Below are 26,851 nucleotides of genomic sequence, written 5' to 3' on the forward strand. Positions count from 1 at the left end.
CTCGGCGGCGGCGCGCGCCCTGCGGGCCGCGATTTCCGGCCAGGCCAGCCTGGCGCTCGCCTGGACCGAAAGCGACCGCGGCTTCGCGCCGCTCCCGGCCGATACCCGCGCCGAGCGCCGGGGCGAAACCTGGCTGCTGTCCGGCCGCAAGGTGCTGGTCGACAACGGCGCGGAAGCCGACTGGCTCGTGGTCGCGGCGCGCGGCGAGGACGGCGTGGCGCTGCTCCTGGTGGACGGCGCCGCCGACGGCCTGACCCGCGGCGGCGCCCCATTGGCCGACGGCACGCGCAGCGCCGACCTGGTCTTCCAGGACACGCCCGCCACGGCCTGCCTGGCCAGCGGCCCGGCGGCCGAAACCCTGCTGCTGCGGGCCGTCTACCGCGGCCTGGCGGCCACCTGCGCCCTCGCCCTGGGCGCCATGGAGCGTTCGCTGGAAATCTGCCGCGACTATCTGCACGAACGCAGTCAGTTCGGCAAGCCGCTGGCGGCGCTGCAAGTGCTGCAGCACCGCTACGTGGACATGCTGATCGCCGCCGAACGCGCCCGCTCCATGACCTTGCTGGCGGCCCTGCGAGCCGATGCCGCCGCCGCGGGCGACGCCGAGGCGCGCCGCGACCTCGGCCTGGCCAAGCTCACGGTGGGCCGAAGCGCGCGCCACGTCGGCGGCCAGGCCATCCAGTTGCACGGCGGCATGGGCATGGCCTACGAATATCCCATCGGGCACTACTACCGCAAGCTGCTGTGCTGCGACGCGGCCTTCGGTTCGCAGGACGACCATCTCGCCCTGCTGGCCGACGGCCTTGCCGCGCCCGCCAGCGCCTGAAATCCGCTTTTTTCCCATTCCCGCATCGCCATGCCCACGCCTGAACAAACCCGCATCCACGCCACGCGCCAGGACGGCGTCCTGCTGCTCGGCCTGAACCATCCGCCCCTCAACACGCTGGACCACGCGCTGCGCCAACAGTTGCACGACGCCCTGCACGCCGCCGCCCTGGACGCCTCGGTGCAGGCCATCGTGCTGCACGGCGCCGGCGGCAACTTCAGCGCCGGCGCCGACATCCGGGAGTTCGACCAGCCCCGGCAGCCGCCCTGGGCCGGCGACGTCGCCCTGCTCATCTCGGCCAGCGCCAAGCCGGTGGTCGCCGCCCTGCAAGGCGTGGCGCTGGGCGGCGGCCTGGAACTGGCGCTGGCCGCGCATGCCCGCGTCGGCACCGCCGACGCCAGGCTGGGCCTGCCCGAGGTCAAGCTCGGGCTGGTGCCCGGCGGCGGCGGCACGCAACGCCTGCCGCGCCTGATCGGCGCCGAGGCGGCCCTGCCGCTGATGCTGGAGGGCCGCAACGTCGACGGCAATGCCGCGCTGGCGCTGGGCCTGCTGGACGAAGTCTGCGACGGGCCCGTCCTGCTGGACGCGGCCGTGCGCAAGGCGCGGGCCCTGCGCGAAGGCGCGATGGCGCGCCCGGACAGGATCGATGACGCGGGCAGGCAGGCGGGGCTGGCGGCCGTGGCGGCGCAACGCCAACGCCTGGCCGCGAAACCCCATGCGCTGCCCGCCCAGCGCCTGTTGCTGGACTGCGTAGCGGCCGCGCTGGAACAGCCCCTGGAAGCGGGCCTGCGGTTCGAGCGCGAGGCCTTTCTGCAATGCGTGGCCAGCCCCGAGCACCGCGGCCTGGCCCACGCGTTCTTCGCCGAGAGGCTGGCCGGGAAGTCGCCGGCCGGCGCCGCGCGGCCGCGCCCCGTCCAGAAGGTCGGCGTCGTGGGCGGCGGCACCATGGGCGCCGGCATCGCCGTGGCCATGCTCGACGCCGGCCTGGACGTGGTGCTGATCGAACGCGACGCGGCCTCGCTGCAGGCGGGCCAGGACCGGATCGGCGGCGTCTACCAGCGGCAGTTGGATGCCGGCAGGCTCGATGCGGCGGCGCGCGCGCGGCGCCTGGCCCGGCTGAGCGCGGCGACCGACTACGCCGCGCTGGCCGAGGCCGACCTGGTCGTCGAGGCGGTGTTCGAGGAGATGGAAGTCAAGGCCCGGGTCTACGCCGAACTGGACCGGGTCTGCCGGCCCGGCGCCATCCTGGCCACCAATACCTCCTACCTGGACATCGACCAGCTCGCGCGGCGGATCTCGCGCCCCCAGGACGTCATCGGGCTGCATTTCTTCTCGCCCGCCAACGTCATGAAACTGCTGGAAATCGTGGTGCCCGGGCAGGTCGCCGACGACGTCGTGGCGACCGGCTTCGCGCTCGCGCGGCGGCTGGGCAAGGTGCCGGTGCGCGCCGGAGTGTGCGACGGTTTCATCGGCAACCGCATTCTCTACGTCTACCGCGAAGCGGCCAACTTCATGATGGAGGACGGCGCTTCGCCCTATCAGATCGACCAGGCGCTGGAGCGCTTCGGCTACGCCATGGGCCCCTTCCGCACGGCCGACCTCACCGGCGGCGACATCGGCTGGGCGACCCGCAAGCGCAAGGCCGCGACGCGCCCGCCCGAAGCCCGCTACGTGCGCGTGGCCGACCGGCTGTGCGAACGGGGCTGGTTCGGCCAGAAGACCGGACGGGGCTACTACCGCTATCCCGAACGCGGCCAGCGCGGCCAGCACGATCCCGAGGTGCTGGCCCTGATCGACGACGAGCGCGCCGCCCGCGGCATCGCGGCCCGCCCGTTCAGCGACGAGGAGATCGTGCGGCGCTATATGGCCGCCCTCGTCAACGAGGCCGCCAAGGTCCTGGAAGACGGCATCGCGCTGCGGCCGGCGGACATCGACGCCGCCCTGGTCAATGGCTACGGCTTTCCGCGCTGGCGCGGCGGCCCCATGAAATACGCCGACGATGCCGGCCTGCCGGCCATCCTGGCCGATCTGGAATCCTATGCCAAGGAAGACCCCGGGTTCTGGGCCCCCTCGGAACTGCTGCGGCGCCTGGCCCGCGAAGGCTCGACCTTCGGCAAGCTGAATCGACAACCCTGAGGAATCGCCCCATCATGCGAGAAGCCGTCATCGTCTCCACCGCGCGCACCCCGCTCACCAAGGCCGGGCGCGGCGAATTCAACATCACCCAGGGCCCCACCCTGGCCGCCCACGCCGTCCGGGCCGCCGTCGAGCGCGCCGGCGTGGATCCGGACAGCATCGAGGACGTGGTCCTGGGCTGCGGCTATCCGGAAGGCACCACCGGCCGCAACGTGGCCCGCCAGGCGGCGCTGCGCGCCGGACTGCCCCAAAGCGTCGCGGGCGCCACCGTCAACCGCTTCTGCGCCTCCGGCCTGCAGGCCGTGGCCGACGCCGCCGCCCGCGTGGTCATGGGCCATTCAGGCCCCGTCATCGCCGGCGGCGTGGAAAGCTGCTCGCTGCTGCGCACGCGCGACGACGGCGTGAGCGGCATCGACGGCTGGCTCCAGTCGCAGTTGCCCGAACTCTACCTGCCCATGATCGCCACCGCCGACATCGTCGCGCAGCGCTACGGCATCAGCCGCGAAGACCAGGACGCGTTCGCCCTACGCAGCCAGCAGTTGACGGCGGCGGCCCAGCGCGAAGGCCGCTTCGACGCCGAAATCATCGCCGTTCGGGCCGCCATGCAGATCACGGACAAGGCAACCGGCGCCACGCGCCAGGAAGAAGTCACCGTCAGCGCCGACAACTGCAACCGCCCCTCGACCACCGCCGACGGCCTGGCGGGCCTGGCGCCCATCATGGGTCCGGACAAGTTCGTCACCGCGGGCAACGCCTCGCAACTGGCCGACGGCGCCGCCGCCTGCGTGCTGATGGAAGCCCGCGACGCCGAGCGCGCCAATCTCGAACCGCTGGGCGCGTTCCGCGGCATGGCCGTGGCGGGCTGCGCCCCCGACGAAATGGGAATAGGCCCGGTCTACGCCGTGCCCCGCCTGCTGGAGCGCCATGGCCTCAAGGTCGAGGACATCGACCTCTGGGAACTCAACGAGGCCTTCGCTTCCCAGGCCCTCTATTGCCAGCGCCGTCTTGGCATCCCGATGGACCGGCTCAACGTGAACGGCGGCTCGATTTCTGTGGGCCATCCCTTCGGCGTGACCGGCGCCCGCCTTACGGGGCACGTGCTCCTGGAAGGCAAGCGGCGCGGCGCCCGGTTCGCCGTGGTCACCATGTGCGTGGGCGGCGGCATGGGCGCGGCAGGATTGTTCGAGATATTCTGAACGCCCAAGCAAAACGGAGCGGCCGGGGCCGCTCCGTTTTTTTTCCGCGTGCGGTTCTTTATTGCGGCTCGATCTTCGCGTCGATCGCGCGCTGCGTCCAGACCTTGCGCTGCGACTGCGCGAAAGCCTGGTGTTCGGCGACGGTATTGGGCGACACCTGCATGCCCAGCGATTCGAAGCGCTGAAGAACGTCGGGTTCGCGCAGGATGGCGGCGACTTCCTGGTTCAACTTCTGCACGATCGCGTCGGACGTTTTGGCCGGCGCGGCGACCCCGACCCAGACGACCAGGTCGAAGTTCTTGTAGCCCAGTTCGGCCAGCGTCGGAACGTCCGGGAACGCCTTGGCGCGTTCGTGGCCGGTGTAGGCCAGCCCGCGCAGCTTTCCGGCCTGCATGAACGACGTGACGACGGACAGGTCGGCGAACAGGTAATCCACGTGGCCGCCCAGCAGGTCGGTCACGGCGGGCGGCTGGCTCTTGTACGGCACGCCATTGGCGGCCGCGCCGGCCACGGTATTGAACGTGGCGCCGGCGATCTGGCTGGTGGGCGAGCCGTAGGCGTAGTTCAGGGGCTTGGCCTGCGTGGCCTTGACCAGTTCCTGCAGCGACTTGTACGGCGCGTCCTCGCGCACCACCAGCATCATCGGGATGGTGGCGATGCGGATGACGTGGATGAAGTCGCCGGTGGGGTCGAACGGCAGCTTGCGGAACAGCGCCGGGGTCGCCGAATGCGTCGAGCTGCTGGTCAGGATCAGCGTGTAGCCGTCGGGCTGGGCGCGCGCGGTGAACGACGAGCCGATGGTGCCGGACGCGCCGGGCTTGTTCTCGATCACGACCGGGACGTTCAGGCGCGGGCCGAGCTTTTCGGCGATGATGCGCGCGCTGGTGTCGGTGGCGCTGCCCGGCGAGAACGGCACGACGATGGTGATGGGCTTGTCCGGATAGGCCGGCTGGGCCTGCGCCGCGCCGGCGGGCAATGCGCCAGCGAACGCGGTCAGGACGGTGAGGCTGCCGGCGGCCAGCAGGCGGCGGCGCGCGCCGAACGGTTGAGTCATGCTTGTCTCCTGTCAGGGGCCGCGGGTCGGCCTCTTCAATTCAACCCGTATGATGCTTGCGCCCCGCTTATCCCAACAAGGGACTAATTTTCATAGACTTATTCCAAACCGGGATCAATCGCCCTCAGCCTGCCGCAGGCGCAGGTAGTCCTCGGTGGCCTGCAGGAAAGCCGACGCCGCCAGCGACAGGCGCGCGTTGCGGCGCTGGATCAGCCAGAGCTCGTGCCCGTGCCTGCGGGCGCCGTCGATGGGCAGGATGCGCAGGCCGAGCTGGCGCGCCAGATCGCAGGCATAGCCGGGCACGACGGTAATGCCCAGGCCGGCGCCCACGAGTTTCAGCGCGGATATCAGCATGCCCGCCTCGATGCGGTAACGGAATTCCAGGTTCAGGTCGGCCGCGACCCGGTCCAGGCTGCGGCGCACGCTGTACACGTTGCGCAGCATGATGTGGTCGTGGGCGGCGACGTCGGCCCACGACACCGAACGCTTGCGCGTCAGCGCGTGGCGCGGCGCGCACACGGCAAACATGGTGTCGCGGTAGATGACGCGCGTGGCCAGTTCGTCCGACGGCGTCTCGACCGAGACGATGCCGAAATCGGCGCGCCCGTTGCGCACGTGTTCGAAGGTGTCGTCGGTCGACAATTCGAAGAGGTCCAGCTTCACGCTCGGATGCGCGCGGTGATAATCCGCCACCACGTCCCCCAGCAGGCCGACCATCATGAGGGGGGACGTGGCCACCCCCACCGTGCCTCGCTCCAGCGTCCGCAGGCCCGACATGCTGCGCTCGGCGGCGCGCACGGTGCCGAGGATTTCCTGCGCGTAGGCGTAGAAATCCGCCGCGCCGTCGCACGGCGTGACGCTGCGCGTGGAACGCTCGAACAGCGGCTGGCCGACCTCGGCCTCCAGTTCGGCGCAGAGCTTGCTGACGGCCGACTGGGTCACGAAGGCCGCCCGGGCGGCCGCCGTGAAACTGCGCAGTTCGTAGAGCGCGCAGAAAACGCGCAATTGCTTGAGAGTGATGTTCATGGTCGAAGTCGCCGCCTGGCGCTCTCCGGCCATGCCTGCCTCAGCGCCCAACCGGGAGCATATCGCGATCGGCGTCCTGGCGCGGCGCCGGACGGCCGATTTCCCCCGGCGTGCGCGAAAAGCGCACCGGGATGCCCGCGGCCATCAGGGGCCCCTCGGTCGGATGTTCCACTTGCTGGAAGAAGCCGGTCGCCTTCAGGTGGGGGTCGTCGAACAGGGCTTCCGGCGTATTCACCGGCGAATGCGGAATGTCCGCCTCCGCCAGCAGCGCCAGCCACTCCTGCGTGCCGCGCAGCGCGACGATGTCGGCCAGGTCCTGGTACAGCTCGTCGAAATGCCGGGCGCGCGCCGCGGCATCGACGTAGCGCGCGTCCGCCGCCAAGTCGGGGCGCTCGGCCAGGGCGAAGAAACGCCGCCATTGCGCGTCGGTGTAGGGCAGCAGGGCCAGGTAGCCGTCGCGCGTGCGGTAGGGGCGCCGCTGCGGCGACAGCACGCGGCTGTAGCCCATGGGCCCCAGCGGCGGGATGAAGCTGTGGCCGCTCATGTGCTCGACCAGCGTGAACGAAACCAGCGTTTCGAACATGGGGACCTCGATGGCCTGCCCCTGCCCCGAGCGCTCGCGCTCGTACAGCGCCATGGGGATGGCGTAGGCCAGCGTCAGGCCCGCCACCTTGTCGGCGAGGATGGTGTTCACGTAGGCGGGCGCCCCGCTGTTGCGGCCTTGCAGATCGGCCAGCCCGCTCATCGCCTGGATGATGTCGTCGAATGCCGGGCGCGCCGCGTAGGGGCCGTCCTGGCCGAAGCCCACCGCCGAGCAGTAAATGAGGCGCGGGTTGCGCGCGCACAGCGAGGCCGCGTCCAGCCCTAGCCGCGCCAGGGCCGCCGGACGGACGTTCGAGACGAAAACGTCGGCGCCGTCGATCAGCGCCAACAGGCTTTCGCGGTCGGCCGGCGCCTTGGCGTCCAGCGTCACGCTGTACTTGTTGCGGTTGAGGTTGAGATAGGCCGGCCCCATGCCCGCATGCGCGGCCGGCGCCGACGTGCGGAACACATCGCCTTCGGGCGCCTCCACCTTGACGACCTCCGCCCCCATGTCGGCCAGGATCTGCGTGGCGTAGGGGCCCATGGCCACCGAGGTCATGTCGATGACGCGCACGCCCGCGAGCGGGCCGGCCATTACTTGGCCTCCTGGTGCTTTTTGCGGTTGACGAAGGGCGCCATGTAGCGGCGCGGCTCGTCGGTGGTGAACGCCTCGCCGAAGGCCGCCACGCTGCGGTCCAGCCCGGCCTCCACCGTGGACTCGCTCCAGTAGCGCAGCAGGGCCTTCTGCGAGCGCACGGCGAGCGGGCCGCTTTCCGCGATGGGCGCCACCGTGCGTTCGACCAGCGCGTCCAGTTCACCCGTGGCGCTCACGAACTCCAGGAATCCCCATTGCGAGGCCTGCGCCGCGTTCACCGTCTCTCCGGTCAGGAGCAGCCAGTTGGTCGGGCCGGGGCCGATGATCGCCGGAAGCAGCACCGCGTGGATCACCGACGGAATGCCCACGCGCACCTCCGGCATGCCGAAGACCGCGTCCGCCGATCCCAGGCGGATGTCGCAGGCCGCGGCCAGTTCCATGCCGGCGCCCAGGCAGAAGCCCGGAATGCGGGCGACGGTGGGAACCGGGATCGCGGCCACCGCGTCGCAGAGGTCGCGCAGGCGCGTGATGAACTCGCGCGCGCCCTGCGGGTCCAGTTCGGCCATTTCATAGATGTTGGCGCCGCCCACGAAGGCCCTGTCGCCGGTGCCGCGGATGACGACCGCGCGGGCGTCGTCCTGGGCCGCGATCCAGCGCGCGGCTTCGATCACGCTGAGCGTCACCGGCGAGGCCAGGATGTTCAGGCTCTTGGCGTCATGAATCTGCAGTGTGTAGACGCCCCGGTCGTCGCGGGTCACGAGGGCGTGGGCAAAGGAAGGAATAGGCGCGGTCATGGAAGCTCCAGCTAGGGTGATGCCACCGATGCTACGGGCGTCGTTTGATCACAACAAACGAGTAATTTTCATAGAATAAGTCCATAACGGAATAAGTAATAAAACCGTGGACGACTTGGGTACGATAGCCGCCTCTTGCGGGAGTCGTACCATGGGCATCACGCTGCGCCAGCTCCGGGCCTTCTGCGCCGTCTGCGAACTGAAGAATTTCACCCGCGCCGCCGAGGCGCTGAACCTGACGCAGTCCACCGTCAGCAAACTGTGCTCCGAACTGGAAAGGGCCGTCGGGCTGGCGCTGTTCGAACGCTCCGCCCGCGGCGTGGAGCTGTTGGAGGGCACCGCGGAGCTGTACGCCTATGCGCAGGAAGCCTTCGGATCGCTGCGCGCGGCCGAACGCAGCCTGAGCAGCCTGGCGGGGCTGGAGCGCGGCGAGGTGTCCATCGCCGCCTCGCCCATCATGATGCATACGCTGGTGGCGCCGGTGGTGGCGCGGTTCCACGGAAGGCATCCCAACATCGTCTTCGACCTGCACGAGCTTACCGGCGACGAAGCCACCGAACACGTGCTGCACGGCAAGGCCGACCTGGGCCTGGTGGCGGTCGAAAGCCAGGACCCCCGGCTGGATTGCCGCGTCGCCTACCGCGGCCCCATGTACGCCGTGGTGCCGTCCGGCCACCCCCTGGCCGCCGCCGGGCAGGCGCGCTGGCGCGATCTGGCCCGCTATCCCCACATCCTGCTGCGCGGCACCTACGCCGTGCGCCGCAAGATGGACCAGATCCTGCTGGACCGGGGCCTGGCGGTGCGCAGCGTGGCGCAGACCGGCAGCCTGACCACCGCCTTCGCCATGATCCGCGGCGGCATGGGCATCACGGTCATGCCCGGCTATGTGCGCAGCGTCTGCGAGGAAATGGGCCTGCGCGCCCTGTGCATCGCCGACGAGCCCCAGGCCCTGCACGAACTGTCCATCCTGCGCCGCGCCGGCCACCTTCTGCCGCGCGCCGCCGCGGCATTCCTGGCCGAGTTCGAAGCGCATCTGGACGGACTGGGCCAGCCCGCGTCCGCCGGCGATTCATCGCTTTTATGAATGCCTTCATGACAATTAATCAATTGTTGGAATGATGAGCCGATTCCATCATTGACGCGTCGAGGCCCGCCAGGCAGGCGGCCCGCCACGCGCCCCGAGACGGTCCCTCGACACCATAACCAAGCCGGGCAGACATGCCCGCAGGACGAGGAGACCCCGCATGAAAATGAAGTCCCGCCTGAAGCAGCTATTGACGCTGCTCGCAGCCGTTCCCGCCATCGCCGCCGCCGAAGGCTATCCCGCCAAGCCCGTGACACTGGTCGTAGCCTATGCCCCCGGCGGCATGACCGACATCCTGACCCGCCGCATCGCCGCCGATCTACAGACCCGCCTGGGCAAGCCCTTCGTGGTGGAAAACAAGCCGGGGGCCACGGGCCAGATCGCCACCGAATACGTCTCGCGGCAAAAGCCGGACGGCTACACCGTGCTGGTGGGCGCGACCAGCCATGTGATCAACCCCGTCATCAAGAAGCTGCCCTACGACGCGCGCAAGGACTTCGAGCCCATCGCCCTGCTGGCGGTCAGCCCCAACTTCCTGCTGGTCAACGCCAACCAGGGCATCAAGACCTTCGCCGACTTCAAGAGCTATGCGCAGAAGCAGCCCTCGGTACCCTACGGCACGGCCGGCGCCGGCGGCGCGCCCCATATCGTCGGCGAACTGCTGCGCGCCCAGAGCGGCCTGCCGCTGATGCACGTGTCCTACCGCGGCGCGGGCCCGGCCATGACGGACCTGGTCTCCGGCCAGGTTCCCTTCGGCATGGCGGAGTCGGTGACCGCCAACGCCTATCTGCAATCGGGCAAGATCATCCCGCTGGCCATCGCGTCGGCCCAGCGCCAGTCCCGCTATCCCGACGTGCCCACGCTCAACGAACTGGGCTACAAGGGCTTCGACCTGAACACCTGGGTGGGCGTCTACGCCCCGGCCGGCACGCCCGCCGACATCGTCCAGGCCCTGAACACCGAAATCCGCAAGGCGGTGATGCAGCAGGCGACCCAGGACTACATCCGCTCGACCGGCTCCGAGCCCGGCGACATGGACCTGACCCAATACCGGAAGTTCGTCAGCGACGAGATGGACAAGTGGCAAGCCGTCATCACGCAGGCCGGGGTCAAGGATGAGTGAAGCCCGCAACGGCTCCCCGTCGCCGGAAGCCTACTTCGCCGAAACGCTGCGCGCGGGGCGGCTGGAAGTGCAGGTCTGCCGCAGTTGCGGACGCGCCTTCTTTTTCCCGCGCACGCACTGCGCGCATTGCCGTTCCCAGGAATATGCCTGGCGCCCCATGCGCGCCGGCGCCACGCTCTATTCCTATTCGGAGATCCCCGCCACGCCGCAGGCGCCCGCGCGCAACGTCATCCTGGCCGACATGGACGAAGGATTTCGCATGATGTCCACGCTGCTCGGGCCCGAAGCGCCGCGCATCGGCATGCGGCTGACGGCCCGGCCCGACCCGCAGCGCGCCCGCGTCGTGTTCGAACCGGAGGCCTCATGACGGACTGGAACAAAAGCCTGCGCGGCGCGATCGCCATCACCGGCTGCGCCACGGCCGGCATCGGCGACGCCGGCGGCCTGAACGACCTGGAGATCTCCTCGCTGGCGGTGCACGCGGCGGTGCGGGACGCGGGGCTGCGCATGGAGGATATCGACGGCCTGATGAGCGCCAGCCTGTCCTCTTCGATGTGGCTGAACAAGCTGGCCGAATACCTGGGCGTGTTTCCGCGCTTCATGGACAGCACCCAGATCGGCGGCGCTTCTTTCGTCGGCCACCTGTTGATGGCCGCGGCGGCCATCCAGGCCGGCCTGTGCCGCAATATCGTGATCGCCTACGGCGCCGCGCCGCGCGGTGGCAACGGCGTCTCGGCGACCTCCGGCGCCCGCGCGCGGCTGGATCCGTTTCCGTACGAAGAGCCGTTCCAGCCCTTCAATCCGCCGACCAGCTACGCGCTGGCGACGCGCCGCCACATGCATGAATACGGCACCACCCGCGAACAACTGGCCGAAGTGGCCGTGGCCGCGCGCGCCTGGGCGCGGCTGAATCCGGAAGCCTACAAGCGCGACCCGCTCTCCATCGACGAAGTGCTGTCGGCGCGCATGATTTCCTCGCCGCTGACCGCGCGCGACTGCTGCCTGGTGACCGATGGCGCGGGCGCCATCGTCGTGACCGCGGCCGAGCGCGCCGAGACGGCCCGCCCCGTCTACGTGCTGGGAACGGCCATGGCGCATTCGCACCGGCAGATCGCCTGCATGGCCGACCTGACGCGCACCGTCGCCGGAGAAAGCGCCGGCCAGGCGCGCGAGAGGGCCGGGGTGTCGCTGGCCGACATCGACCTGGTGCAGCTCTATGACGCCTTCACCATCAACCCCATCCTGTTCCTGGAAGACATGGGGTTCTGCCGCAAGGGCGAAGGCGGCGCCTTCGTGTCCGGCGGCCGCATCGCCCCCGGCGGCGAGTTGCCGGTGAACACCAACGGCGGCGGGCTGTCCTGCGTGCACCCCGGCATGTACAGCATGTTCGGCCTGGTGGAAGCCGTGCGGCAACTGCGCGGCGAATGCGGCGAACGGCAGGTGAAGCGGGCCCGCACGGCGCTCGTGCACGGCAACGGCGGGGTGCTGAGCGCCCAGGCCACGACCGTGCTGACCAATTGGATGGACTGAAGGAGACTCGAAATGCTGGAAGGAAAAGTGGTCGTCGTCACCGGCGCGGCCAATGGCATCGGCCGCGCCGCCGCGCTGGCCCTGGCCGCGCAGGGCGCCCGCGTGGTCGTCAACGACCTGAACGTGTCGCTGGACGGCACGAGCGCGTCGCAGAGCACCGCTACGCAGGTGGTGGAGGAAATCCGCGCCGCCGGCGGCGAGGCCATCGCCAACGGCGATTCGGTGGCCGAGTACGCCAGCGCGCAGCGCATTATCGAGGCCGCGGCCGACACCTACGGCCGGGTCGACGCCGTGGTGAACAACGCCGGCATCGTGCGCGACAAGATGTTCCACCGCCTCACCCCCGAGGACTTCGACGCCGTGGTCAAGGTGCACCTGTACGGCTGCTTCAACCTCAGTCACGCGGCCGCCCGCCACTTCCGCGAACAGGGCGGCGGCAGCCTGATCAACATGACGTCCAATTCGGCCGTCATCGGCAACCGCGGCCAGGCCAACTACTGCGCCGCCAAGCTCGGCATCGTGGGCCTGTCCAAGGCCATGGCGCTGGACATGGCCGCGTTCGGCGTGCGTTCGAACTGCATCGCCCCGCTGGCCTGGAGCCGCATGACGGAGACCATTCCGGCCAAGACCGAAGAACAGGCGCGCCACGTGGAGAAGATCCGGCGGATGGGGCCGGAAACCATCGCGCCGCTCATCTGCTATCTGGCCTCCGACGCCTCGGCCGAGGTATCGGGGCAGGTCTTCGCCATCCGCCTGAACGAGATCTTCCTCATGAGCCAGTCGCGTCCGGTGCGCTCGGTGCACCGCTCCGACGGCTGGACCGCCGAGAGCATCGCCGAGCACGGCATGGCGGCGCTGCGCGCCTCGTTCATGCCGCTGGACACCTCGGCCCAGGTGTTCGCCTGGGATCCCGTCTGAGGCGGCCATGGCGCTGGACTATCACCGCTTGAAGTCCCACGTCTTCGAGGCCGAACGCCAAGCCTATGGCGAGGATGACTGCATCCTCTATGCCCTGGGCGTGGGCGCGGGCCTGGCGGAAGACGGACCCGTGGGCGAGGAAACGCAGTTCATCTACGAGCAGGGCCTGCGCGCCCTGCCCGCCATGGCCGCCGTGCTGGCCTACCCCGGCTTCTGGATGCGCGATGCGCGCCATGGCGTGGACTGGCGCCGGGTCGTGCACGGCGAACAGCGCATGCGATTCGTCAGGCCCCTGCCCGCGCGCGGCGAGGCCGTCTGCCGGATGGAAGTCAGCCACGTCGCCGACAAGCGCCCCGGCGCCTTCGTCGTGACCCGGCGCACGCTGAGCGACGCCGCCACGGGCCTGGACCTCGCCGTCATTGAACAGTTGAACATCTGCCGCGGCGACGGCGGCTACTCGGGCGGCGACGCCGCCTTGAACGACGCCCTGCCCGCGGCCATCCCGGCGCCGCCCGACACGCCCGCCGACAGCGTCGTCGTCCTGCCCACCAGCCGCAACCAGGCCGCGCTGTATCGCCTGAACGCCGACCGCAATCCCTTGCACGTGGATCCGGCCAGCGCGCGCCAGGCCGGCTACACGCGGCCCATCCTGCACGGCGCGGCCCTGCTGGGCATGGTGAACCGCGCGCTCGAACCGGGCTTGCGGCAGCAGCCCGGGCTGCGGCTGGGCGAACTGGACCTGCGCTTCCTGGCGCCGGTCTATCCCGGCCGGCCCGTGGCGGTCTCGCTGTGGCGCCGCCCGCAAGCGCTGGCGCTGGCCTGCCACCAGGACGGCATCCTGTGCGCCCAGGGCCGCGCGGCGTGGGCAGCGGAGGACGGACAATGAAAGACAAGACCTGCATCGACGCGCAGGACGCCCTGCGCGACGTGGAATCCGGCGCCGCCATTTTCGTGGGCGGCTTCGGCGGTTCGGGCATTCCCGCGCGCCTGCTGGCCGGCCTGCTGGCCAAGCCGGGCGTGCGCGACCTGACCCTCATCAACAACAACGCCGGCGCCGGCGAAACGAGCTTCCTGGCCCTGGTCGCCGCCGGCCGGGTCAGCCGCATTATCTGTTCCTACCCGCGCATGCCCGGCAATGACGTGATCCGGGAACGGGCGCAGGCGGGCAGCCTGGCCGTGGAGGTAATGCCCCAGGGCACGCTGGTCGAGCGCATCCGCGCCGGCGGCGCGGGCATGGGCCCGTTCTTCTCGCCCACGGGCTACGGCACGCCACTGGCCGAGGGCAAGGAAACCCGCATCGTCGGCGGGCGCGGCTATGTGCTGGAAGAGCCGCTGCGCGCGGACTTCGCCTTCGTGCGCGCCCACCGCGCCGACCGGCTGGGCAACCTGGTGTACCGGCGCGCGCAGCGCAACTTCGGGCCGGTGATGTGCACGGCCGCAAGGACCACGATCGTGGAGGTCGACGAGATCCTGCCTTGCGGCGCGCTGGACCCGGACGCCATCGTCACGCCTAGCCTGTTCGTCCACCGGCTATTGGGGAACCCGCAATGAAACGACTGACACGCGGCCACCTGGCCGCCCTGGTGGCCGCCGACCTGCCGGCCGGCGCCGTGGTCAACCTGGGCATCGGCATGCCCACCCTGGTCACCGACCGCCTGGACCCGGCGCGCGGCGTCCAACTGCACAGCGAAAACGGCATCCTGGGCATGCGCCTGCTGCAAGCCCACGAGACCGCCGACGGCGACCTCATCAACGCCAGCAAGCAGTCCATCGCGCTCACCGAAGGCGCGGCCATTTTCGACCATGTGTATTCCTTTTCCATCATGCGCGGCGGCCACATCGACATCACCGTGCTGGGCGCCTTCGAGGTGTCCTGCCGCGGCGACCTGGCGAACTGGTCGCTGGGCGCGGACGATCCCATGCCCTCGGTAGGCGGCGCCATGGACCTGGCGGTGGGCGCGCGCAACGTCTGGGTCATGATGGAAGCGCTGACCCGCGAGGGCCGCCCGCGCCTGCGCGGCCGCTGCACGCTGCCGCTGACCGGCGCCGGCGTGGTCGGCCGCGTCTATGCCGACATCGGCATCTTCGAAGTGCGCGAATCGGCCTTCGTGCCGACCGCCCTGGTCGAGGGCCTGCCGCCGTCGGAACTGGGCCGCTGGATCGACGCGCCCCTGCGCTTCGAAGGCGAGCCCCGCGTCCTGCACGTTCCCACTCCCTGAGCCCGCCATCGCCATGATACGCACCGAACATTTTCTCGAAGACGCCGAAGCCTGGCTGCGGACCGCGCTCGCGCAACTGCGCGCCGAACACCCGGACACCGCGTCGCACACGCCGGAATGCCGCCAGACCTGGAACCGCATGCTGTGCGAGGCCGGCCTCGTCGCCCTTACCTGGCCGCGCGAATACGGCGGGCGCGAACTGCCCACGGCCACGCTGATCGCCTTCCATGAACTCTGCGCCCGCCTGCGCGCGCCGCAGCCCATCAACAGCATCGCGCACGCCATCCTCGCGCCCACCCTGCTGCGCTTCGGCACCGCCGAACAGAAGGCGCTGTTCCTGCCCGGCATCCGGGACGGCAGCGAAATCTGGTGCCAGGGCTATTCCGAACCCCAGACCGGTTCCGACCTGTCTTCCGTGCGCACCCGGGCCCGGCCCGAGGCCGCCGGCTGGCGGGTCGACGGCCGCAAGATCTGGACCACCCAGGCCCATCTGGCCACATGGTGCTTCGCGCTGGTGCGCACCGATCCCGCCAGCCGCGCCCACCGCGGCCTGAGCTTCATGCTCATCGACATGCGCGCCGAAGGCGTGCGCGTCGAACCGATACGCCAGATGACGGGCGAAGCGGACTACAACGAAGTGCTGTTCGAAGCGGTGGCGGTGCCCGAAGGCCGCATCCTCGGCGAACCCGGCGAAGGCTGGCGCATCGCGATGGCGGCTGCCGAATACGAGCGGGGCATCTACTTCATGCCCCGCGTCGTCCAACTGGAAGACGAACTCGACGAGCTTGAGGCGGCGCTCGCGCGGGCGCCGCTGGCGCCGGCCGAGCGCGCCGTGCACGCCCGCCGCGTCCAGGATCTGGCGGACGCCTGCCAGGTCATCCGCTGGCGCGTGGACCGCGTGCTGCGCCAGGTCGCCGCCGGAGACACCCCCGGCATCGACGGTGCCATGCTCAAGCTGATGTGGAGCGAAACCCGCCAGCAGGTCTGGGAACAGCGCGTGGAACTCCTGGGCGAAGCGGCCGTCCTGGGCCCCCAGGCCGGCGCCCCGTACGCCGGAGCCGCCAGCGTGCAGCGCGAATTCCTGTGGTCGCGGGCCGAAACCATCGTGGCCGGCACCTCGGAAATCCAACGCAATATCGTGGGCGAGCGGCTGCTCGGCCTGCCCAAGGACAGGGGACAACATGCATAGCGAAATCCGGACCTTGCTGTCCTCGACCTTCGGCCGCCTGCTGGAAGACCGGCATCCCGCCGCGTACGCGCGCCGCGCGCTTCCCGCGCACGACGACGCCCAGCGCGCCCTGTGGAAGGAACTGGCCGAAGGCGGCTGGCTGGAAGCGGGATCGGAAGCCTTCCAGGCCGAATACGGCCCCGGCACGCTGCCCATGGGCGAATGGGCCGGGCGCGCCCTGCTCACCCTGCCCTACGGCGCCTCGGCCTTCCTGGCCCGCGTGCTGCTGGAACAGGCCCCCGCCCTGTCCGAAGTCCTGCTCGACCTGGCCGCGCATCCGGCCAGCATCCGCTGCGACCGGGCCGAAGACGAAGCAGGATGGATCGACGATTACGGCCCGTCGGCCCAATACCTGCGCCTGAGCCGGCGGGACGGCGGCTGGATCCTGGCCCGCCACGACCCGGCGATGCTCGATCCCGCGCAGGGCCTGGACCCGACCGTGGCGCCGGCCCGCCTGCGCGGACCGGCCCTGGCCCAGGCGGCGCTGCCCGGCGAACAGGTCCTGCCCGCGCTGCAGACCCACCTGGCCTTCCTGCTGGCGCAATTGGCCGGCGCGGCCGGGGCCTCCCTGGACCTGGCGATCGCCTATGCCAAGGAACGCGAACAGTTCGGACGGGCCATCGGCCAGTTCCAGGCGATCAAGCATCCGCTGGTCGACGCCTGGATCGGCCTGGACAACGGCCGCTACGCTGTGGAGGCGCTGCTACGCTCGCGCGCCGCGCTCGATCCCGCGCTGGCGGCCCTGGCCACCCGCGTGACCGCGGCCGCGGCGCGGCGCGCCGTCAAGCTGTCCATCCAGGTCCACGGGGGCATCGGCTTTTCCTGGGAGCACGACGCCCAGCTCTACCTGAAGCGCGCCTACCGGCTGGCCGTCGAGGCCGAGCGCACGGCGGCGCTGCTGCAACCGTAGCGGTACCATGTCGGTTTCCGCGGCCAGGCCACGGCCCCCTCTTCGAACCGCGCATGAACCGCAATCCCGAAGCGCCCCGCGCGACCGACCGCCTGACCGCCTACTACTGGAGCGGCGACGCCCTGCGCAGCCGCGGCGTGAGCGGCGCGGTGCTGACGGAGACCCTGGACGTGCCCGCGCCGCCGGCCCGCGTGCTCGCGGACTGGGAGCGGGAAATCTCGGCGCGCCTGTGCCTGGAACCGGGTGACGTCGAACAGATGCCCCTGGCCCGGACGCAGGCGCGCTGGCCCGGCTACGGCCAGTGCCTGCGGGCGATGCGCGACTGGACGCGCGCGCTCGGGCTGGAGGACGCGGTGCTGGCTGGCGCCGACATCGCCCTCATGGCGTGCCGCGGCGCCCGCTACCACCACGACGCCGCGCAATACGGCGGCGCCGCGTTCTGCAACCTGTTCCTGAGCGAAGACAAAGGGCTGGACGTGCTCTTCCCCGGCACGGGCCGGAGGATACCGCTGACCCGAGGCACCGCCATGATCTTCGACACGGGCCAGCCCCACGGTGTCGTGCTCCGCGGCCGCGACCGCTTCCGCGAAGCCGACTTCGCGTCCGGCCAGGACCTCTCGCAGTTGTTCCTGACCTGGGAACTGCCGATCGAAGCGGCCAGCGTCGCACGCGTGCTGGGCATCGCTTTCGACGTCGATGACCCGGCCTCGCTGCGGCTGGACGAAGAGCAGATCCGCTTGAACGGCGCCCGCGTTGCCATCGACCCGGAATCGGGGCGGTGGCTGGCGGCTGCCTGAGGGTAAGCAAGCCGCCGGCGGACCGGCGGGTCACGAACCCGGCAGGGCCGCTCCCATGGCGGCGAACAGGCCGCCGCACACCTTGTTGAAGCGCCGGCCGGCGCGTTCGAGCCAGGGGCGCACGCGGTGCGCCAGGCGCGCCAGGACGTATTCGACCAGGAATTCGACGGCCACGAACGTGGCGGCCATGATCGCGAATTGCGTCGTCAGGCTGCGGGCCGGATCGATGAACTGCGGCAGGAAGGCGCCGTAGAACAGCAGCGCCTTGGGATTGGAGATGGCCGACAGGAAGCCCTGGCTGAACATCCGCATGCCGCGCATCCGCGGCATGTCCGGCGCCGGGCGCAGTTGCACGCCGGGTGAACGCCACAACTGGATGCCGAGCCAGATCAGATAAGCGCCGCCCGCCCACTTGAGCACGGTCAGCGCGGGCCCCCAGGCCTTGAGCAGGGCGCTGATGCCGAGCATCGACAACGCAATCAACGCCACGAAGCCGACGGCCCCGCCGGCGATGGTGCACAGCGCCTTGCGATGGCCATGCAGCGCGCCATGCGTGAGCGCCAGCAGCGTATTGGGCCCGGGAGTCACCGACAGGCCGATGACCGCAACCAGGTAGATGAGCCAGCTATGCAGCGCCATGGCGAAATGCCGGAGAAGAGAGGAAGCGCCAGTCTAGCGTCCGGCGCGGGAGCGGCGCAAATCCGCCGGCGGGGAACGCCGGAATGCGCAACAGAACGTTAATGTCGCGGGGAAGCCATTGCCGGGTCCGGGCAGAGCCTCTATAACACCCTCAACAGGGCGGCTTCTCTCGCCCGCGCCCGCGGCAACCGGCACGTCATCGAAGCGGTGCAAGGAGCAGCCCATGCCTCCCATCCCGTCCTATCCCGGCGTCTACGTCCAGGAAGTTCCGAGCGGCGCGCGCCCCATCGCCGGCGCGCCCACGTCGGTCGCGGCCTTCTTGGGGACCGCGCTCCAGGGCCCCATCGACAAGGCGGTGCGGATCTCCCGTTTTTCCGACTACGAGCACGTGTTCGGCGGCCTGTCCGGGGATTCGGAACTCGGCTACGCCGTGCGCCAGTTCTTCCTGAACGGCGGCGCCGACGCCTGGGTGCTGCGGACGGAAGACGCGGCGCCGACCGCGCAGCGCAAGGGCCTGCGCGCGTTGCGGGAAGCGGACTTCAACCTGCTGTGCCTGCCGGCCGTCGCGCACGGTGGCGTGCTCGCCGAAGCCGCGTCCTGCTGCGAAGAGCGGCGCGCCTTCCTGATCGTGGACGCGCCCGGCGCGGCCACGGATCCGGCCTCGATGGCGCGGGCGGCCGCGGGCGCGGCGCTGCCCGGATCCGACCATGCCGCGGTCTACTACCCATGGGTCCATGTCTCCGATCCGCTCAAGAACGGCGCGCCCCGCTTGGCGCCGCCCTGCGGCACGATCGCCGGCCTGTATGCCCGCACCGATGGCGCCCGCGGCGTCTGGGCCGCGCCCTCGGGCACCGAAGCGCGCCTGGCCGGCGTCGTTTCCCTGGCCGCCTCCCTTACCGACAATGAGATCGGGAGCTTGAGTCCGTTGGGCGTGAATTGCCTGCGCACGCTTCCCGGGCATGGCCCGGTGTGCTGGGGCGCCCGGACGCTCCAGGGCGCATCGGAATACAAATACGTGCCGGTGCGCCGCCTGGCGCTGTTCGTGGAGCAATCGCTGCGCGGCGGCACGCAGTGGGCGGCCTTCGAACCCAACGACGAACCGCTCTGGGCGCAGATACGCCTGAACGCCGGCGCCTTCATGCACGCGCTGTTCCGCCAGGGCGCCTTCCAGGGCGGAACGCCGCGCGACGCCTACTTCGTCAAATGCGACGGGGAAACCACCACCCAGAACGACGTCGATCAGGGCATACTCAATATCGTGGCCGGGTTCGCGCCGCTGAAGCCGGCCGAGTTCGTCGTCATCCGCATCGCGCAACCGGCCGGCCGGATACAGGCTTGAGCCCGGCCGGGCACCAGGAGGCCGCCATGGCGCAATCCACCGTCAATCCGCAGCGTTTGGACTCCTACAAACACGACAGACTCCGCGCGAAACGGGATGGCCGCCGGGCGTCCCCGCCCAGACAGCGCGGCGGCGCCGGCCGGGCCCAGGCTGCCGATGCCCCCGCGCTCAAGGCGGAACCGCGGCCGTACCGCATCGACCTGTCGGGCGTCTTCAGCAAGTACATCGACGAAACCGAGGCGAATCTGCGCCGCCTGCTCGAATCCGCCGAGCGCGGCGGCTCGCCCCTCTTGTTCGACGAAGCGGACGGACTCTTCGGCAAGCGCTCGGGAACCAAGGACGGCCGCAAGCCCTGAGCGTCCGGCGCGCGAAAGTAAGGCCCGACGAATGTCGACATTCCAGCATAAAATGCTGAGAATCCGCGCCCTGGCCTACAATGCGCGGGCGCATGAATTCCCGGATGCCCACTCCCCACAAGATGCCCCAGCCGCTGCAAAACCCCAATCTCCTCAAGACCCTGCCCCTGCAGATCGCCGACCTGCTCGCCGAACAGATAGCCGGCGGCCGATGGGCGCCGGGCGACCGGCTGCGAGAGACGGAACTCGCCTCGACCTACGGCGTCAGCCGCGCCACCGTGCGCGAGGCCCTGCGCCTGCTGGAGATCCGCGGCCTGGCCACCATCCGCCCGCAGCGCGGCGCCTGCGTCACGCTGCTGTCCGCGAAGGAAATCCTCGACCTGTACGCGGTGCGCGCCGCCATGGTGTCCACCGCGTCGCGGCTGGCCGCCGAACGCTGCACCCCCGCCGAGGCCGACATCCTGAAAGGCCGTCTGCGGCTGCTGGCGGACAACATCGGCGACCCCGCCGAATACACGCGGCACAGCCGCGAACTGGTCGAATACATCGCCAGCCTGGCCGACAACGCCATTCTGGCCAGTTACGCGGACGACATCGCCAAGCAGATCGGCCGCTACGTGCGCATCAGCCTGGCCACGCTGGAGCGGCGGGAACGGTCGCTGCTCGCCTGGAAGGAAACGATCCAGGCGATCACCGCGCACGAGCCCGAACGCGCCGCCGCCTGCCACTACCGGCTGGCGGTGCAGAACCGCGACGCCGTGCTCGAAGAACTTTCCCGCACCGGCCAGGCCTGACCCCCTTGTACCCGGCTCACTTATCCATTAAAGTAAAAATGTCGACATTTAGAATGATGACAATCAAGCAAAGGGGACAACCATGCTTTCATTCCATCGCCGCCTGACAACCGGCATCGCCGCCGCACTCTTCCTCGCAGGTTCATTCCAGGCCCAGGCCGCGCCGGCCCCGGTCAAGTTCGATGCGCCCCTGCGCATCATCGTGCCGTTCAGTCCCGGCGCGCTCATCGACATCATTGCCCGGATCTATGCCGAGAAACTCGGTCCGCTGCTCGGCCAGCCCGTCGTCGTCGAGAACAAGCCCGGCGCGGGCGGCCTGGTCGGCGCCCAGCGCACGCTGAACGAGCCGGTCGACAAGAACACCATGCTGTTCGTGTCCTCGTCGTACGTGGTCATCCCCGCGGTCAACGACAAGATGCCGTACGACACGCTCAAGGATTTCTCCGGCATCGCCGCGATCGCCTCGTCGCCCACGCTGGTGGTGCTCAACCGCAAGAGCCCCTACGACAAGCTTGGGGATTTCGTCGACGCGGCGCGGCGCCCGGATGCCCGGTTCACCTATGGCTCGGCCGGCGTGAATTCCGCGACCGACCTGGTCGGCCGCTACTTCAACCAGGAGGCGCGCGTCCATCTGGAACACATTCCCTACAAGGGCGTGCAGGAAGGCGTGGCGGAAGTGGCGGCGGGACGCGTCGACGTGTCCTTTCCGCCCATCGCGCTGGCCCTGCCGTTCATCCAGTCGGGCCAGTTGAAGGCGCTTGCCGTCACCAGCCCCAAGCGCTCCGCCCTCCTGCCCGACACGCCGACGGTCGCGGAAATCGGCCTGGGCGATTTCGACTACAGCATCTGGTACGGGGTGGTGATGAACGCCAAGACCGCTCCCGCCGTGAAACAGGCGCTGGCCGACGCCATCGCGCAGGTCAGCCGGGATCCCGCCGTCCAGGAACAACTGACGCGCCAGGGCCTGGTGCCGGATAACCGCCAGCTCCAGGCCTTCGACGAGTACATCGCGCGCGAGATGGACAAGTTCAACAAGATCCTGAAGGCCAACCAGTAACCGCATCGGAAAGGAGAATCACATGAAGAACATGACGGGCGGCCAGGCGGTCGTCGCGGCGCTCGGCGCCCAAGGCACCGACCACGTATTCGGCCTGATCGGCTCCGCCGGCATGGAGATATTCGACGCTTTGTACGATGCGCGGGACATCCGCTTCATCGGCGTGCGCGACGAACGCACCGGGGTGCACATGGCCGACGGCTACGCCCGCGCGTCGGGCCAGGCGGGCGTATTCCTCGCCGGGCAGAACGGACCGGGCGCGACCAACCTGGTGACCGGGCTGGCGCAGGCCCACGCCGCGTACTCGCCGGTGGTGGCGCTGGGCGGGTCGCTATCCTCCGCCCACATCTACCGGGACGCCTTCCAGGAGGTCGACCAGCAGTCGCTATTCAAGCCCATCACGAAGAAGACGTACACGCTCACGCAGACGGCGCGCATCCCCGAAATGGTGGGCGAGGCCTTCAGGACCGCCCTGTCGCCGCGGCGCGGGCCCGTCATGCTCAACCTGCCCCGCGACCTGCTGGCGGATTCGCTGGACGCCTCGGCCTACGGCGCGTTCGAGCGCGCCCAGGTGTTCGACACGCTGACGGCGCCGCGGGCGGTGCTGGAACAGGCGGCCCAAATGCTGGCGCAGGCGGAGCGGCCGCTGATCATCGCCGGCGGCGGCGTCAAGAACGCCCGCAGCCAGCGCGCCGTGCTGGAACTGGCCGAACGCCTGAACGCGCCCATCGCCATGTCGCCCGGCCACGGCGACGCGATCTCGTGCCAGCACCCGCTGTACGCCGGCCAGGTCGGGCCGCGCGGCAACGCAGTGGCCTCCGACCTCGCCAAGCAGGCCGACGTCATCCTGGCGCTGGGCACGCGGCTCGGCTTCAACACCACGTTCTACCAGCGCGACAGTCTCAACCCCGCCGCCAAGCTGATCCAGGTGGAAATCGAGCCCACCGCCCTGGGCCGCTTCTTTCCCGTGCACGTCGGCATCCTGGGCGACGCGGACACCGTCGCCCAGGATCTCGTCGCCGCGCTGCAAGGCCTGCCCGCCCATCCCGGGACCGCGGCCTGGGCCGCCCGATTCGCCGAACAGCGCCGCGCTCTGCTGCAACAACGCGACGAAGCCGCCGGCGCCGCCGCCGATCCGCTACAGCCTGCCTATCTGTTCAAGACGCTGCGCGAGGTGGCGCCCGACGACGCCATCTACACCATGGACGCGGGCACGCTCTGCCTCCAGGCCACCGACCAGATGCGCTACGCGCAGACGCCCGCGCTGTTCACCCCGCTGGACTTCGGCCTGGTCGGCTTCTCGTACGCCTGCGGGCTGGGCGCGAAGCTGGCGCAACCGGGGCGCACCGTCATCAGCCTCATGGGCGACGGCGGCTTCGGCATGGCATGCAGCGAGATCGGCACGGCGGTCGCCAACGGCATCAATACCGTCTGCCTCGTCATGAACAACGGCTGCTGGGGCGCGGAAAAAGCCTATCAGCGCGACTTCTTCGACCAGCGCTACCTGGGCGCCGACGTGCCCAATCCGCCCTACGACAAGCTGGCGGAACTGTGGGGCGCGCAAGGATTCCGCGTGGACCGCGCGGCCGATCTGGCGCGCACGGTGGACGCCGCCATACGCTGCGGCCGCCCCGCGGTGGTCGACATCCAGGTCGATCCCAACGCCCTCTACAGCTTCCGTAGGGACTCCTTCAAGAACCGCGCAAAGTAAACATGACAGCAGAACAGTTCGACTACATCGTGGTCGGGGCCGGCTCGGCGGGCTGCGTGGTGGCCAATCGCCTGAGCGCTTCGGGCAAGCACCGCGTGCTGCTGCTCGAAGGCGGCGGCGAAGACCGCAACCTGTGGATCCATATCCCCTTGGGCGTGGGCAGGCTGCTGACCAACGAAAAGGTGGTCTGGCCCTTCAAGACCGAGCCGCAGGCCAACCTGGCGGGCCAGCAGATCTACTGGCCGCGCGGCAAGGTGCTGGGCGGCTCCAGTTCCGTCAACGGCATGGCCTACGTCTGGGGCGATCCGCTGGAATACGATGGATGGGAGAAGAAATTCGGCATCAAGGGCTGGGACTTCCAGACCCTGCTGCCGTACTTCGGCAAGATCGAGAACAACCCCTATTCCCGCCATCCGCTGCGCGGCCGGTCGGGCCCGATCCGGATCACGGACCGGGCCGTCCGGGACCCCGACAGAATCTCCGACGCCTACATCGCCGCCTGCCGCCAGGCCGGCATCGCGCCGACCGAGGACTACAACGCGGTCAGCTATGAGGGCGTGCGCTATCTGGAGCAGAGCGCGCACGCGGGCCGGCGCTGCAGCGCGGCCGTCGGGTATTTGCGGCCGGCGCGGCAACGGGCCAACCTGGTGGTGCGCACGCAGGCCTTCGTGCGCCGCCTGCGCTTCGACGGCACGCGCTGCACGGGCGTGGAGTACGACTGGAACGGCTCCGCGCGGTCGGCCTCCGCCCACCGCGAAACGGTCCTGTGCGCGGGCGCCGTGCAATCGCCGCAACTGCTGGAGCTGTCCGGCGTCGGCGACGCGGCGCGGCTGCGGTCGCTGGGCATCGGCGTGGTGCGCGACCTGCCCGACGTGGGCGAGCACATGAGCGACCACCTGCAGGTGCGATGCACGTACCGCTCGTCCATCCCCGAGACCATCAACGACATCATGCGCAGCCCCTACCACAAGGTGAAGGCCGCGCTGCGCTATCTCGTCGGCCGCAAGGGGCTGCTGGCGGGCACCTCGTCGACCGCCCATGCGATCACGCGCACGTCCGCCGCCCTGCCGCACCCCGACGTCATGATCCGCATCTACCACATCAGCGGCAAGGACCGGTATTCGCGCGACGGCGTGGGCGGCATCGACAAATTCCCGGGGTTTTCGATCGGCGGCTTCATGCTGTATCCGCGCTCGCGCGGCAGCATCCATGCCGTTTCGGCCGATCCGCGGGCCGCGCCGGCCATCAACCCGAACTACCTGCAGGACGCCCATGACCGGACGACGGCCGTCGCCATGCTGCGCCTGATACGCGGAATCGCCGAACAGGCGGCCTTGCAGCCCGTCATCGTGCAGGAAGAACGGCCCGGCGCCGCCGCCGTCTCCGACGCGGATCTGCTCGCCTACGCGCGCCAGACCGGCCAGACGGCCTGGCACACCGTGGGCACCTGCCGCATGGGACGGCCCGGAGAATCCGTGGTGGACGAACGGCTCAAGGTGCACGGCCTGCAAGGGCTGCGCGTGGCGGACATCTCCATCATGCCCACCATCGCCTCTTCCAACACGAACGCGCCCGCCATGATGATCGGCGAGCGCGCGGCGGAATTCATGCTTGCCGACGCCGCCGGCTGACCCGTCCCAGGAGCCTTCACCATGCCAGACAAGACCCGCCCGACTCCGCTGTGCGAAGCCCATATCGCCAAGGGCGACTGGAACCCGCTGTGGGACCAGTTGCGCGAGCTGGACCCCGAATTCATGGAAGCCTATCTCGCCTTTCGCAGCGTGCCGCAGCGCAACGGCCCGCTGCCGCAGAAGTACAAAGAGCTGATCCTCGTGGCCATCAACGCCGCCACGACGCACCTGTACGGCCCGGGCGTGCGGCGCCACATGCGCAATGCCCTGAAGGCCGGCGCGACCCGGGAGGAACTGCTCGAGGCGATCCAGCTCACCACCGTCATGGGCATCCATTCCTGCAACCTGGCCATTCCCATCCTCATGGAAGAAACGGGCGGCCAGCAGCCCGCCTGACGGCGCGGGCGAACACCGGCGTATCGGCGCTCAGCCCTTGCGCCCGCCCGGCCGCGCCGGCGGCTGGGCATGCAGGTCCCGCGCGGCGCCGCCGCCGAAAGGCGCCAGCGCGCGCGGCGTGGGCGGCGAGGTGGAGATCTGCCGGGCCGTTTCCAGCATCATCGGGATGAAGCGCGACAGCGCGCGCTTGACCGTCCATTTGGCGGCCGACACCGACAACTGCAGGCCGGCCACCACGCGCTGGTTCAGGTCGTAGACCGGCACCGCCAGCGCCAGGTCGCCCCGGTAGTACTCCTCTTTGCAATAGGCGTAGCCCTGCTCGCGCGACTCGCGCACCTGCGCCATCAATTCGTCCAGATCGGTCAGCGTGTTGGACGTGTATTTCACGCGATCGCAGGCCGCCAGCGCCTCATAGGCTTCCTCATCGCTCAGCCCCGCGAGGTACACGCGCCCCGTCGAGGAACAGTACATCGGGATGCGGCGGCCCACCGGCATGTGCACCAGCAGGCGCAAGGGGCTGGGAAAGCGGCCGATGTAGATCATGTCCTGCCCCGCGGGCTCGGCCAGATTGACCGTTTCGCCGGCGTTGCGGTTGAGCTCGAGCAGGAAGGGATTGGCGCGGTCCAGCAGCGGATGGGATTCGAGGTAGCGGCAGCCGCTGTCCAGCGTGCGCGACGACAGCGAATAGCGCTTCGTGACCGGGTCCTTGTTGAGCAGGCCCAGCGCCTCCAGCGTGAAGGCGAAGCGCTGCGCCGCGCTGCGCGTGATGCCGGCGGCCGCGGCGATTTCCGGCAGGCTCATGGAGGCGCGCTCGGCGGTGAAAGCGTCTAGCACGGCGATGCCGGTCGCCAGCGATTGGACGTACAGCGTGGAAGATTCCGGGTTCATGGATCGGGTCGGGCGGACGGAGCCG

The 26,851-nt window shown here is 69.9% G+C and carries 27 protein-coding genes; 21 read left to right on the top strand and 6 right to left on the bottom strand.

Annotation, left to right across the window (positions count from 1 at the left end):
• The 3 genes from AVE30378_RS19685 to AVE30378_RS19695 form a co-directional block, all read left to right on the top strand.
• Nucleotides 1-823: acyl-CoA dehydrogenase family protein (locus tag AVE30378_RS19685; RefSeq protein ID WP_129242547.1), on the top strand; the 823-nt coding region annotated here is incomplete at its 5' end.
• Nucleotides 824-853: 30 nt separating this feature from the next.
• Nucleotides 854-2,959, top strand: coding sequence for a 3-hydroxyacyl-CoA dehydrogenase NAD-binding domain-containing protein (locus AVE30378_RS19690; RefSeq protein WP_129242548.1), 2,106 nt, complete (start codon nucleotides 854-856; stop codon nucleotides 2,957-2,959).
• A gap of 14 nt (nucleotides 2,960-2,973) precedes the next feature.
• Nucleotides 2,974-4,155: an acetyl-CoA C-acyltransferase gene (locus tag AVE30378_RS19695; protein WP_129242549.1), complete on the top strand. Its 1,182-nt coding sequence runs from the start codon at nucleotides 2,974-2,976 to the stop codon at nucleotides 4,153-4,155.
• A 58-nt stretch (nucleotides 4,156-4,213) separates the two neighbouring features.
• Here AVE30378_RS19695 and AVE30378_RS19700 read toward each other — a convergent pair whose 3' ends face one another.
• The 4 genes from AVE30378_RS19700 to AVE30378_RS19715 form a co-directional block, all read right to left on the bottom strand.
• On the bottom strand, nucleotides 4,214-5,209 hold the full coding sequence (locus AVE30378_RS19700) for a Bug family tripartite tricarboxylate transporter substrate binding protein (RefSeq protein WP_129242550.1): 996 nt from the start codon (nucleotides 5,207-5,209) through the stop codon (nucleotides 4,214-4,216).
• A 114-nt stretch (nucleotides 5,210-5,323) separates the two neighbouring features.
• The gene (locus AVE30378_RS19705; protein WP_129242551.1) at nucleotides 5,324-6,235 is read right to left on the bottom strand and encodes a LysR family transcriptional regulator; all 912 of its coding nucleotides are present in this window, start codon (nucleotides 6,233-6,235) and stop codon (nucleotides 5,324-5,326) included.
• A 40-nt stretch (nucleotides 6,236-6,275) separates the two neighbouring features.
• Nucleotides 6,276-7,412 (bottom strand): CaiB/BaiF CoA transferase family protein, encoded by a 1,137-nt coding sequence (locus AVE30378_RS19710; protein WP_129242552.1) that lies wholly within the window; start codon nucleotides 7,410-7,412, stop codon nucleotides 6,276-6,278.
• Nucleotides 7,412-8,206 (bottom strand): enoyl-CoA hydratase, encoded by a 795-nt coding sequence (locus AVE30378_RS19715; protein WP_129242553.1) that lies wholly within the window; start codon nucleotides 8,204-8,206, stop codon nucleotides 7,412-7,414. Before AVE30378_RS19715 ends, AVE30378_RS19710 begins: the two co-directional genes overlap by 1 nt.
• A 151-nt stretch (nucleotides 8,207-8,357) precedes the next feature.
• Here AVE30378_RS19715 and AVE30378_RS19720 point away from each other — a divergent pair, with 151 nt between their 5' ends.
• The 11 genes from AVE30378_RS19720 to AVE30378_RS19770 all read left to right on the top strand — a co-directional run bounded on the left by AVE30378_RS19720 (nucleotide 8,358) and on the right by AVE30378_RS19770 (nucleotide 18,015).
• Entirely contained in the window at nucleotides 8,358-9,290 is a 933-nt protein-coding gene (locus AVE30378_RS19720; RefSeq protein ID WP_129242554.1) for a LysR family transcriptional regulator, read from the top strand.
• Between the two features lie 160 nt (nucleotides 9,291-9,450).
• Nucleotides 9,451-10,413: a tripartite tricarboxylate transporter substrate binding protein gene (locus AVE30378_RS19725; protein WP_129242555.1), complete on the top strand. Its 963-nt coding sequence runs from the start codon at nucleotides 9,451-9,453 to the stop codon at nucleotides 10,411-10,413.
• Nucleotides 10,406-10,780 (top strand): Zn-ribbon domain-containing OB-fold protein, encoded by a 375-nt coding sequence (locus AVE30378_RS19730; protein WP_129242556.1) that lies wholly within the window; start codon nucleotides 10,406-10,408, stop codon nucleotides 10,778-10,780. The genes AVE30378_RS19725 and AVE30378_RS19730 overlap by 8 nt, the downstream gene beginning before the upstream one ends.
• Nucleotides 10,777-11,943, top strand: a complete 1,167-nt coding sequence (locus AVE30378_RS19735; RefSeq protein WP_129242557.1) for an acetyl-CoA acetyltransferase — start codon at nucleotides 10,777-10,779, stop codon at nucleotides 11,941-11,943. The genes AVE30378_RS19730 and AVE30378_RS19735 overlap by 4 nt, the downstream gene beginning before the upstream one ends.
• Nucleotides 11,944-11,955: 12 nt before the next feature.
• Nucleotides 11,956-12,861: an SDR family NAD(P)-dependent oxidoreductase gene (locus AVE30378_RS19740; RefSeq protein ID WP_129242558.1), complete on the top strand. Its 906-nt coding sequence runs from the start codon at nucleotides 11,956-11,958 to the stop codon at nucleotides 12,859-12,861.
• A gap of 7 nt (nucleotides 12,862-12,868) precedes the next feature.
• Nucleotides 12,869-13,747: a MaoC/PaaZ C-terminal domain-containing protein gene (locus tag AVE30378_RS19745; RefSeq protein ID WP_129242559.1), complete on the top strand. Its 879-nt coding sequence runs from the start codon at nucleotides 12,869-12,871 to the stop codon at nucleotides 13,745-13,747.
• Entirely contained in the window at nucleotides 13,744-14,412 is a 669-nt protein-coding gene (locus AVE30378_RS19750; protein WP_129242560.1) for a 3-oxoacid CoA-transferase subunit A, read from the top strand. The genes AVE30378_RS19745 and AVE30378_RS19750 overlap by 4 nt, the downstream gene beginning before the upstream one ends.
• A complete protein-coding gene (locus tag AVE30378_RS19755; protein WP_129242561.1) occupies nucleotides 14,409-15,080 on the top strand; it encodes a CoA-transferase in 672 nt (223 codons plus the stop codon). Before AVE30378_RS19750 ends, AVE30378_RS19755 begins: the two co-directional genes overlap by 4 nt.
• A gap of 13 nt (nucleotides 15,081-15,093) precedes the next feature.
• Nucleotides 15,094-16,269: an acyl-CoA dehydrogenase family protein gene (locus AVE30378_RS19760; RefSeq protein WP_129242562.1), complete on the top strand. Its 1,176-nt coding sequence runs from the start codon at nucleotides 15,094-15,096 to the stop codon at nucleotides 16,267-16,269.
• Nucleotides 16,262-17,218, top strand: a complete 957-nt coding sequence (locus tag AVE30378_RS19765) for an acyl-CoA dehydrogenase family protein (protein ID WP_129242563.1) — start codon at nucleotides 16,262-16,264, stop codon at nucleotides 17,216-17,218. The genes AVE30378_RS19760 and AVE30378_RS19765 overlap by 8 nt, the downstream gene beginning before the upstream one ends.
• 53 nt (nucleotides 17,219-17,271) lie before the next feature.
• Nucleotides 17,272-18,015 (top strand): hypothetical protein, encoded by a 744-nt coding sequence (locus AVE30378_RS19770; RefSeq protein WP_129242564.1) that lies wholly within the window; start codon nucleotides 17,272-17,274, stop codon nucleotides 18,013-18,015.
• 30 nt (nucleotides 18,016-18,045) lie between these two features.
• Here the strand turns inward: AVE30378_RS19770 and AVE30378_RS19775 are convergent, their stop codons facing one another.
• Entirely contained in the window at nucleotides 18,046-18,654 is a 609-nt protein-coding gene (locus AVE30378_RS19775; RefSeq protein ID WP_129242565.1) for a LysE family translocator, read from the bottom strand.
• A gap of 223 nt (nucleotides 18,655-18,877) precedes the next feature.
• Here AVE30378_RS19775 and AVE30378_RS19780 point away from each other — a divergent pair, with 223 nt between their 5' ends.
• The 7 genes from AVE30378_RS19780 to AVE30378_RS19810 all read left to right on the top strand — a co-directional run bounded on the left by AVE30378_RS19780 (nucleotide 18,878) and on the right by AVE30378_RS19810 (nucleotide 25,938).
• Entirely contained in the window at nucleotides 18,878-19,993 is a 1,116-nt protein-coding gene (locus AVE30378_RS19780; protein ID WP_129242566.1) for a phage tail sheath family protein, read from the top strand.
• Between the two features lie 26 nt (nucleotides 19,994-20,019).
• Complete coding sequence (locus AVE30378_RS19785) at nucleotides 20,020-20,349, top strand: AAA family ATPase (protein ID WP_129242567.1); 330 nt, start codon at nucleotides 20,020-20,022, stop codon at nucleotides 20,347-20,349.
• Between the two features lie 104 nt (nucleotides 20,350-20,453).
• On the top strand, nucleotides 20,454-21,143 hold the full coding sequence (locus AVE30378_RS19790; protein ID WP_165360248.1) for a GntR family transcriptional regulator: 690 nt from the start codon (nucleotides 20,454-20,456) through the stop codon (nucleotides 21,141-21,143).
• Nucleotides 21,144-21,225: 82 nt separating this feature from the next.
• A complete protein-coding gene (locus AVE30378_RS19795; protein WP_129242569.1) occupies nucleotides 21,226-22,200 on the top strand; it encodes a tripartite tricarboxylate transporter substrate-binding protein in 975 nt (324 codons plus the stop codon).
• A 22-nt stretch (nucleotides 22,201-22,222) separates the two neighbouring features.
• The gene (locus tag AVE30378_RS19800) at nucleotides 22,223-23,911 is read left to right on the top strand and encodes a thiamine pyrophosphate-binding protein (protein ID WP_129242570.1); all 1,689 of its coding nucleotides are present in this window, start codon (nucleotides 22,223-22,225) and stop codon (nucleotides 23,909-23,911) included.
• A 2-nt stretch (nucleotides 23,912-23,913) separates the two neighbouring features.
• Nucleotides 23,914-25,542, top strand: coding sequence for a GMC family oxidoreductase (locus AVE30378_RS19805; protein WP_129242571.1), 1,629 nt, complete (start codon nucleotides 23,914-23,916; stop codon nucleotides 25,540-25,542).
• A 21-nt stretch (nucleotides 25,543-25,563) separates the two neighbouring features.
• Nucleotides 25,564-25,938: a carboxymuconolactone decarboxylase family protein gene (locus AVE30378_RS19810; RefSeq protein WP_129242572.1), complete on the top strand. Its 375-nt coding sequence runs from the start codon at nucleotides 25,564-25,566 to the stop codon at nucleotides 25,936-25,938.
• A 30-nt stretch (nucleotides 25,939-25,968) separates the two neighbouring features.
• Here the strand turns inward: AVE30378_RS19810 and AVE30378_RS19815 are convergent, their stop codons facing one another.
• A complete protein-coding gene (locus AVE30378_RS19815; RefSeq protein ID WP_129242573.1) occupies nucleotides 25,969-26,826 on the bottom strand; it encodes an IclR family transcriptional regulator in 858 nt (285 codons plus the stop codon).
• Nucleotides 26,827-26,851 lie beyond the last annotated feature (25 nt).

Source organism: Achromobacter veterisilvae (assembly GCF_900496975.1).
Taxonomy (GTDB): Bacteria; Pseudomonadota; Gammaproteobacteria; order Burkholderiales; family Burkholderiaceae_B; genus Achromobacter; species Achromobacter veterisilvae.

Excerpts from the sequence above, each read along its gene's own strand:
- AVE30378_RS19805 (WP_129242571.1), top strand. The coding sequence starts at position 23,914 with ATGACAGCAGAACAGTTCGACTACATCGTGGTCGGGGCCGGCTCGGCG.
- AVE30378_RS19765 (WP_129242563.1), top strand. The coding sequence starts at position 16,262 with ATGCATAGCGAAATCCGGACCTTGCTGTCCTCGACCTTCGGCCGCCTG.
- AVE30378_RS19720 (WP_129242554.1), top strand. The coding sequence starts at position 8,358 with ATGGGCATCACGCTGCGCCAGCTCCGGGCCTTCTGCGCCGTCTGCGAA.
- AVE30378_RS19790 (WP_165360248.1), top strand. The coding sequence starts at position 20,454 with ATGCCCACTCCCCACAAGATGCCCCAGCCGCTGCAAAACCCCAATCTC.
- AVE30378_RS19730 (WP_129242556.1), top strand. The coding sequence starts at position 10,406 with ATGAGTGAAGCCCGCAACGGCTCCCCGTCGCCGGAAGCCTACTTCGCC.
- AVE30378_RS19710 (WP_129242552.1), bottom strand. The coding sequence starts at position 7,412 with ATGGCCGGCCCGCTCGCGGGCGTGCGCGTCATCGACATGACCTCGGTG.
- AVE30378_RS19740 (WP_129242558.1), top strand. The coding sequence starts at position 11,956 with ATGCTGGAAGGAAAAGTGGTCGTCGTCACCGGCGCGGCCAATGGCATC.
- AVE30378_RS19745 (WP_129242559.1), top strand. The coding sequence starts at position 12,869 with ATGGCGCTGGACTATCACCGCTTGAAGTCCCACGTCTTCGAGGCCGAA.
- AVE30378_RS19780 (WP_129242566.1), top strand. The coding sequence starts at position 18,878 with ATGCCTCCCATCCCGTCCTATCCCGGCGTCTACGTCCAGGAAGTTCCG.
- AVE30378_RS19715 (WP_129242553.1), bottom strand. The coding sequence starts at position 8,206 with ATGACCGCGCCTATTCCTTCCTTTGCCCACGCCCTCGTGACCCGCGAC.
- AVE30378_RS19770 (WP_129242564.1), top strand. The coding sequence starts at position 17,272 with ATGAACCGCAATCCCGAAGCGCCCCGCGCGACCGACCGCCTGACCGCC.
- AVE30378_RS19760 (WP_129242562.1), top strand. The coding sequence starts at position 15,094 with ATGATACGCACCGAACATTTTCTCGAAGACGCCGAAGCCTGGCTGCGG.
- AVE30378_RS19785 (WP_129242567.1), top strand. The coding sequence starts at position 20,020 with ATGGCGCAATCCACCGTCAATCCGCAGCGTTTGGACTCCTACAAACAC.
- AVE30378_RS19810 (WP_129242572.1), top strand. The coding sequence starts at position 25,564 with ATGCCAGACAAGACCCGCCCGACTCCGCTGTGCGAAGCCCATATCGCC.
- AVE30378_RS19750 (WP_129242560.1), top strand. The coding sequence starts at position 13,744 with ATGAAAGACAAGACCTGCATCGACGCGCAGGACGCCCTGCGCGACGTG.
- AVE30378_RS19725 (WP_129242555.1), top strand. The coding sequence starts at position 9,451 with ATGAAAATGAAGTCCCGCCTGAAGCAGCTATTGACGCTGCTCGCAGCC.
- AVE30378_RS19695 (WP_129242549.1), top strand. The coding sequence starts at position 2,974 with ATGCGAGAAGCCGTCATCGTCTCCACCGCGCGCACCCCGCTCACCAAG.
- AVE30378_RS19755 (WP_129242561.1), top strand. The coding sequence starts at position 14,409 with ATGAAACGACTGACACGCGGCCACCTGGCCGCCCTGGTGGCCGCCGAC.
- AVE30378_RS19690 (WP_129242548.1), top strand. The coding sequence starts at position 854 with ATGCCCACGCCTGAACAAACCCGCATCCACGCCACGCGCCAGGACGGC.
- AVE30378_RS19800 (WP_129242570.1), top strand. The coding sequence starts at position 22,223 with ATGAAGAACATGACGGGCGGCCAGGCGGTCGTCGCGGCGCTCGGCGCC.
- AVE30378_RS19735 (WP_129242557.1), top strand. The coding sequence starts at position 10,777 with ATGACGGACTGGAACAAAAGCCTGCGCGGCGCGATCGCCATCACCGGC.
- AVE30378_RS19775 (WP_129242565.1), bottom strand. The coding sequence starts at position 18,654 with ATGGCGCTGCATAGCTGGCTCATCTACCTGGTTGCGGTCATCGGCCTG.
- AVE30378_RS19795 (WP_129242569.1), top strand. The coding sequence starts at position 21,226 with ATGCTTTCATTCCATCGCCGCCTGACAACCGGCATCGCCGCCGCACTC.
- AVE30378_RS19815 (WP_129242573.1), bottom strand. The coding sequence starts at position 26,826 with ATGAACCCGGAATCTTCCACGCTGTACGTCCAATCGCTGGCGACCGGC.
- AVE30378_RS19700 (WP_129242550.1), bottom strand. The coding sequence starts at position 5,209 with ATGACTCAACCGTTCGGCGCGCGCCGCCGCCTGCTGGCCGCCGGCAGC.
- AVE30378_RS19705 (WP_129242551.1), bottom strand. The coding sequence starts at position 6,235 with ATGAACATCACTCTCAAGCAATTGCGCGTTTTCTGCGCGCTCTACGAA.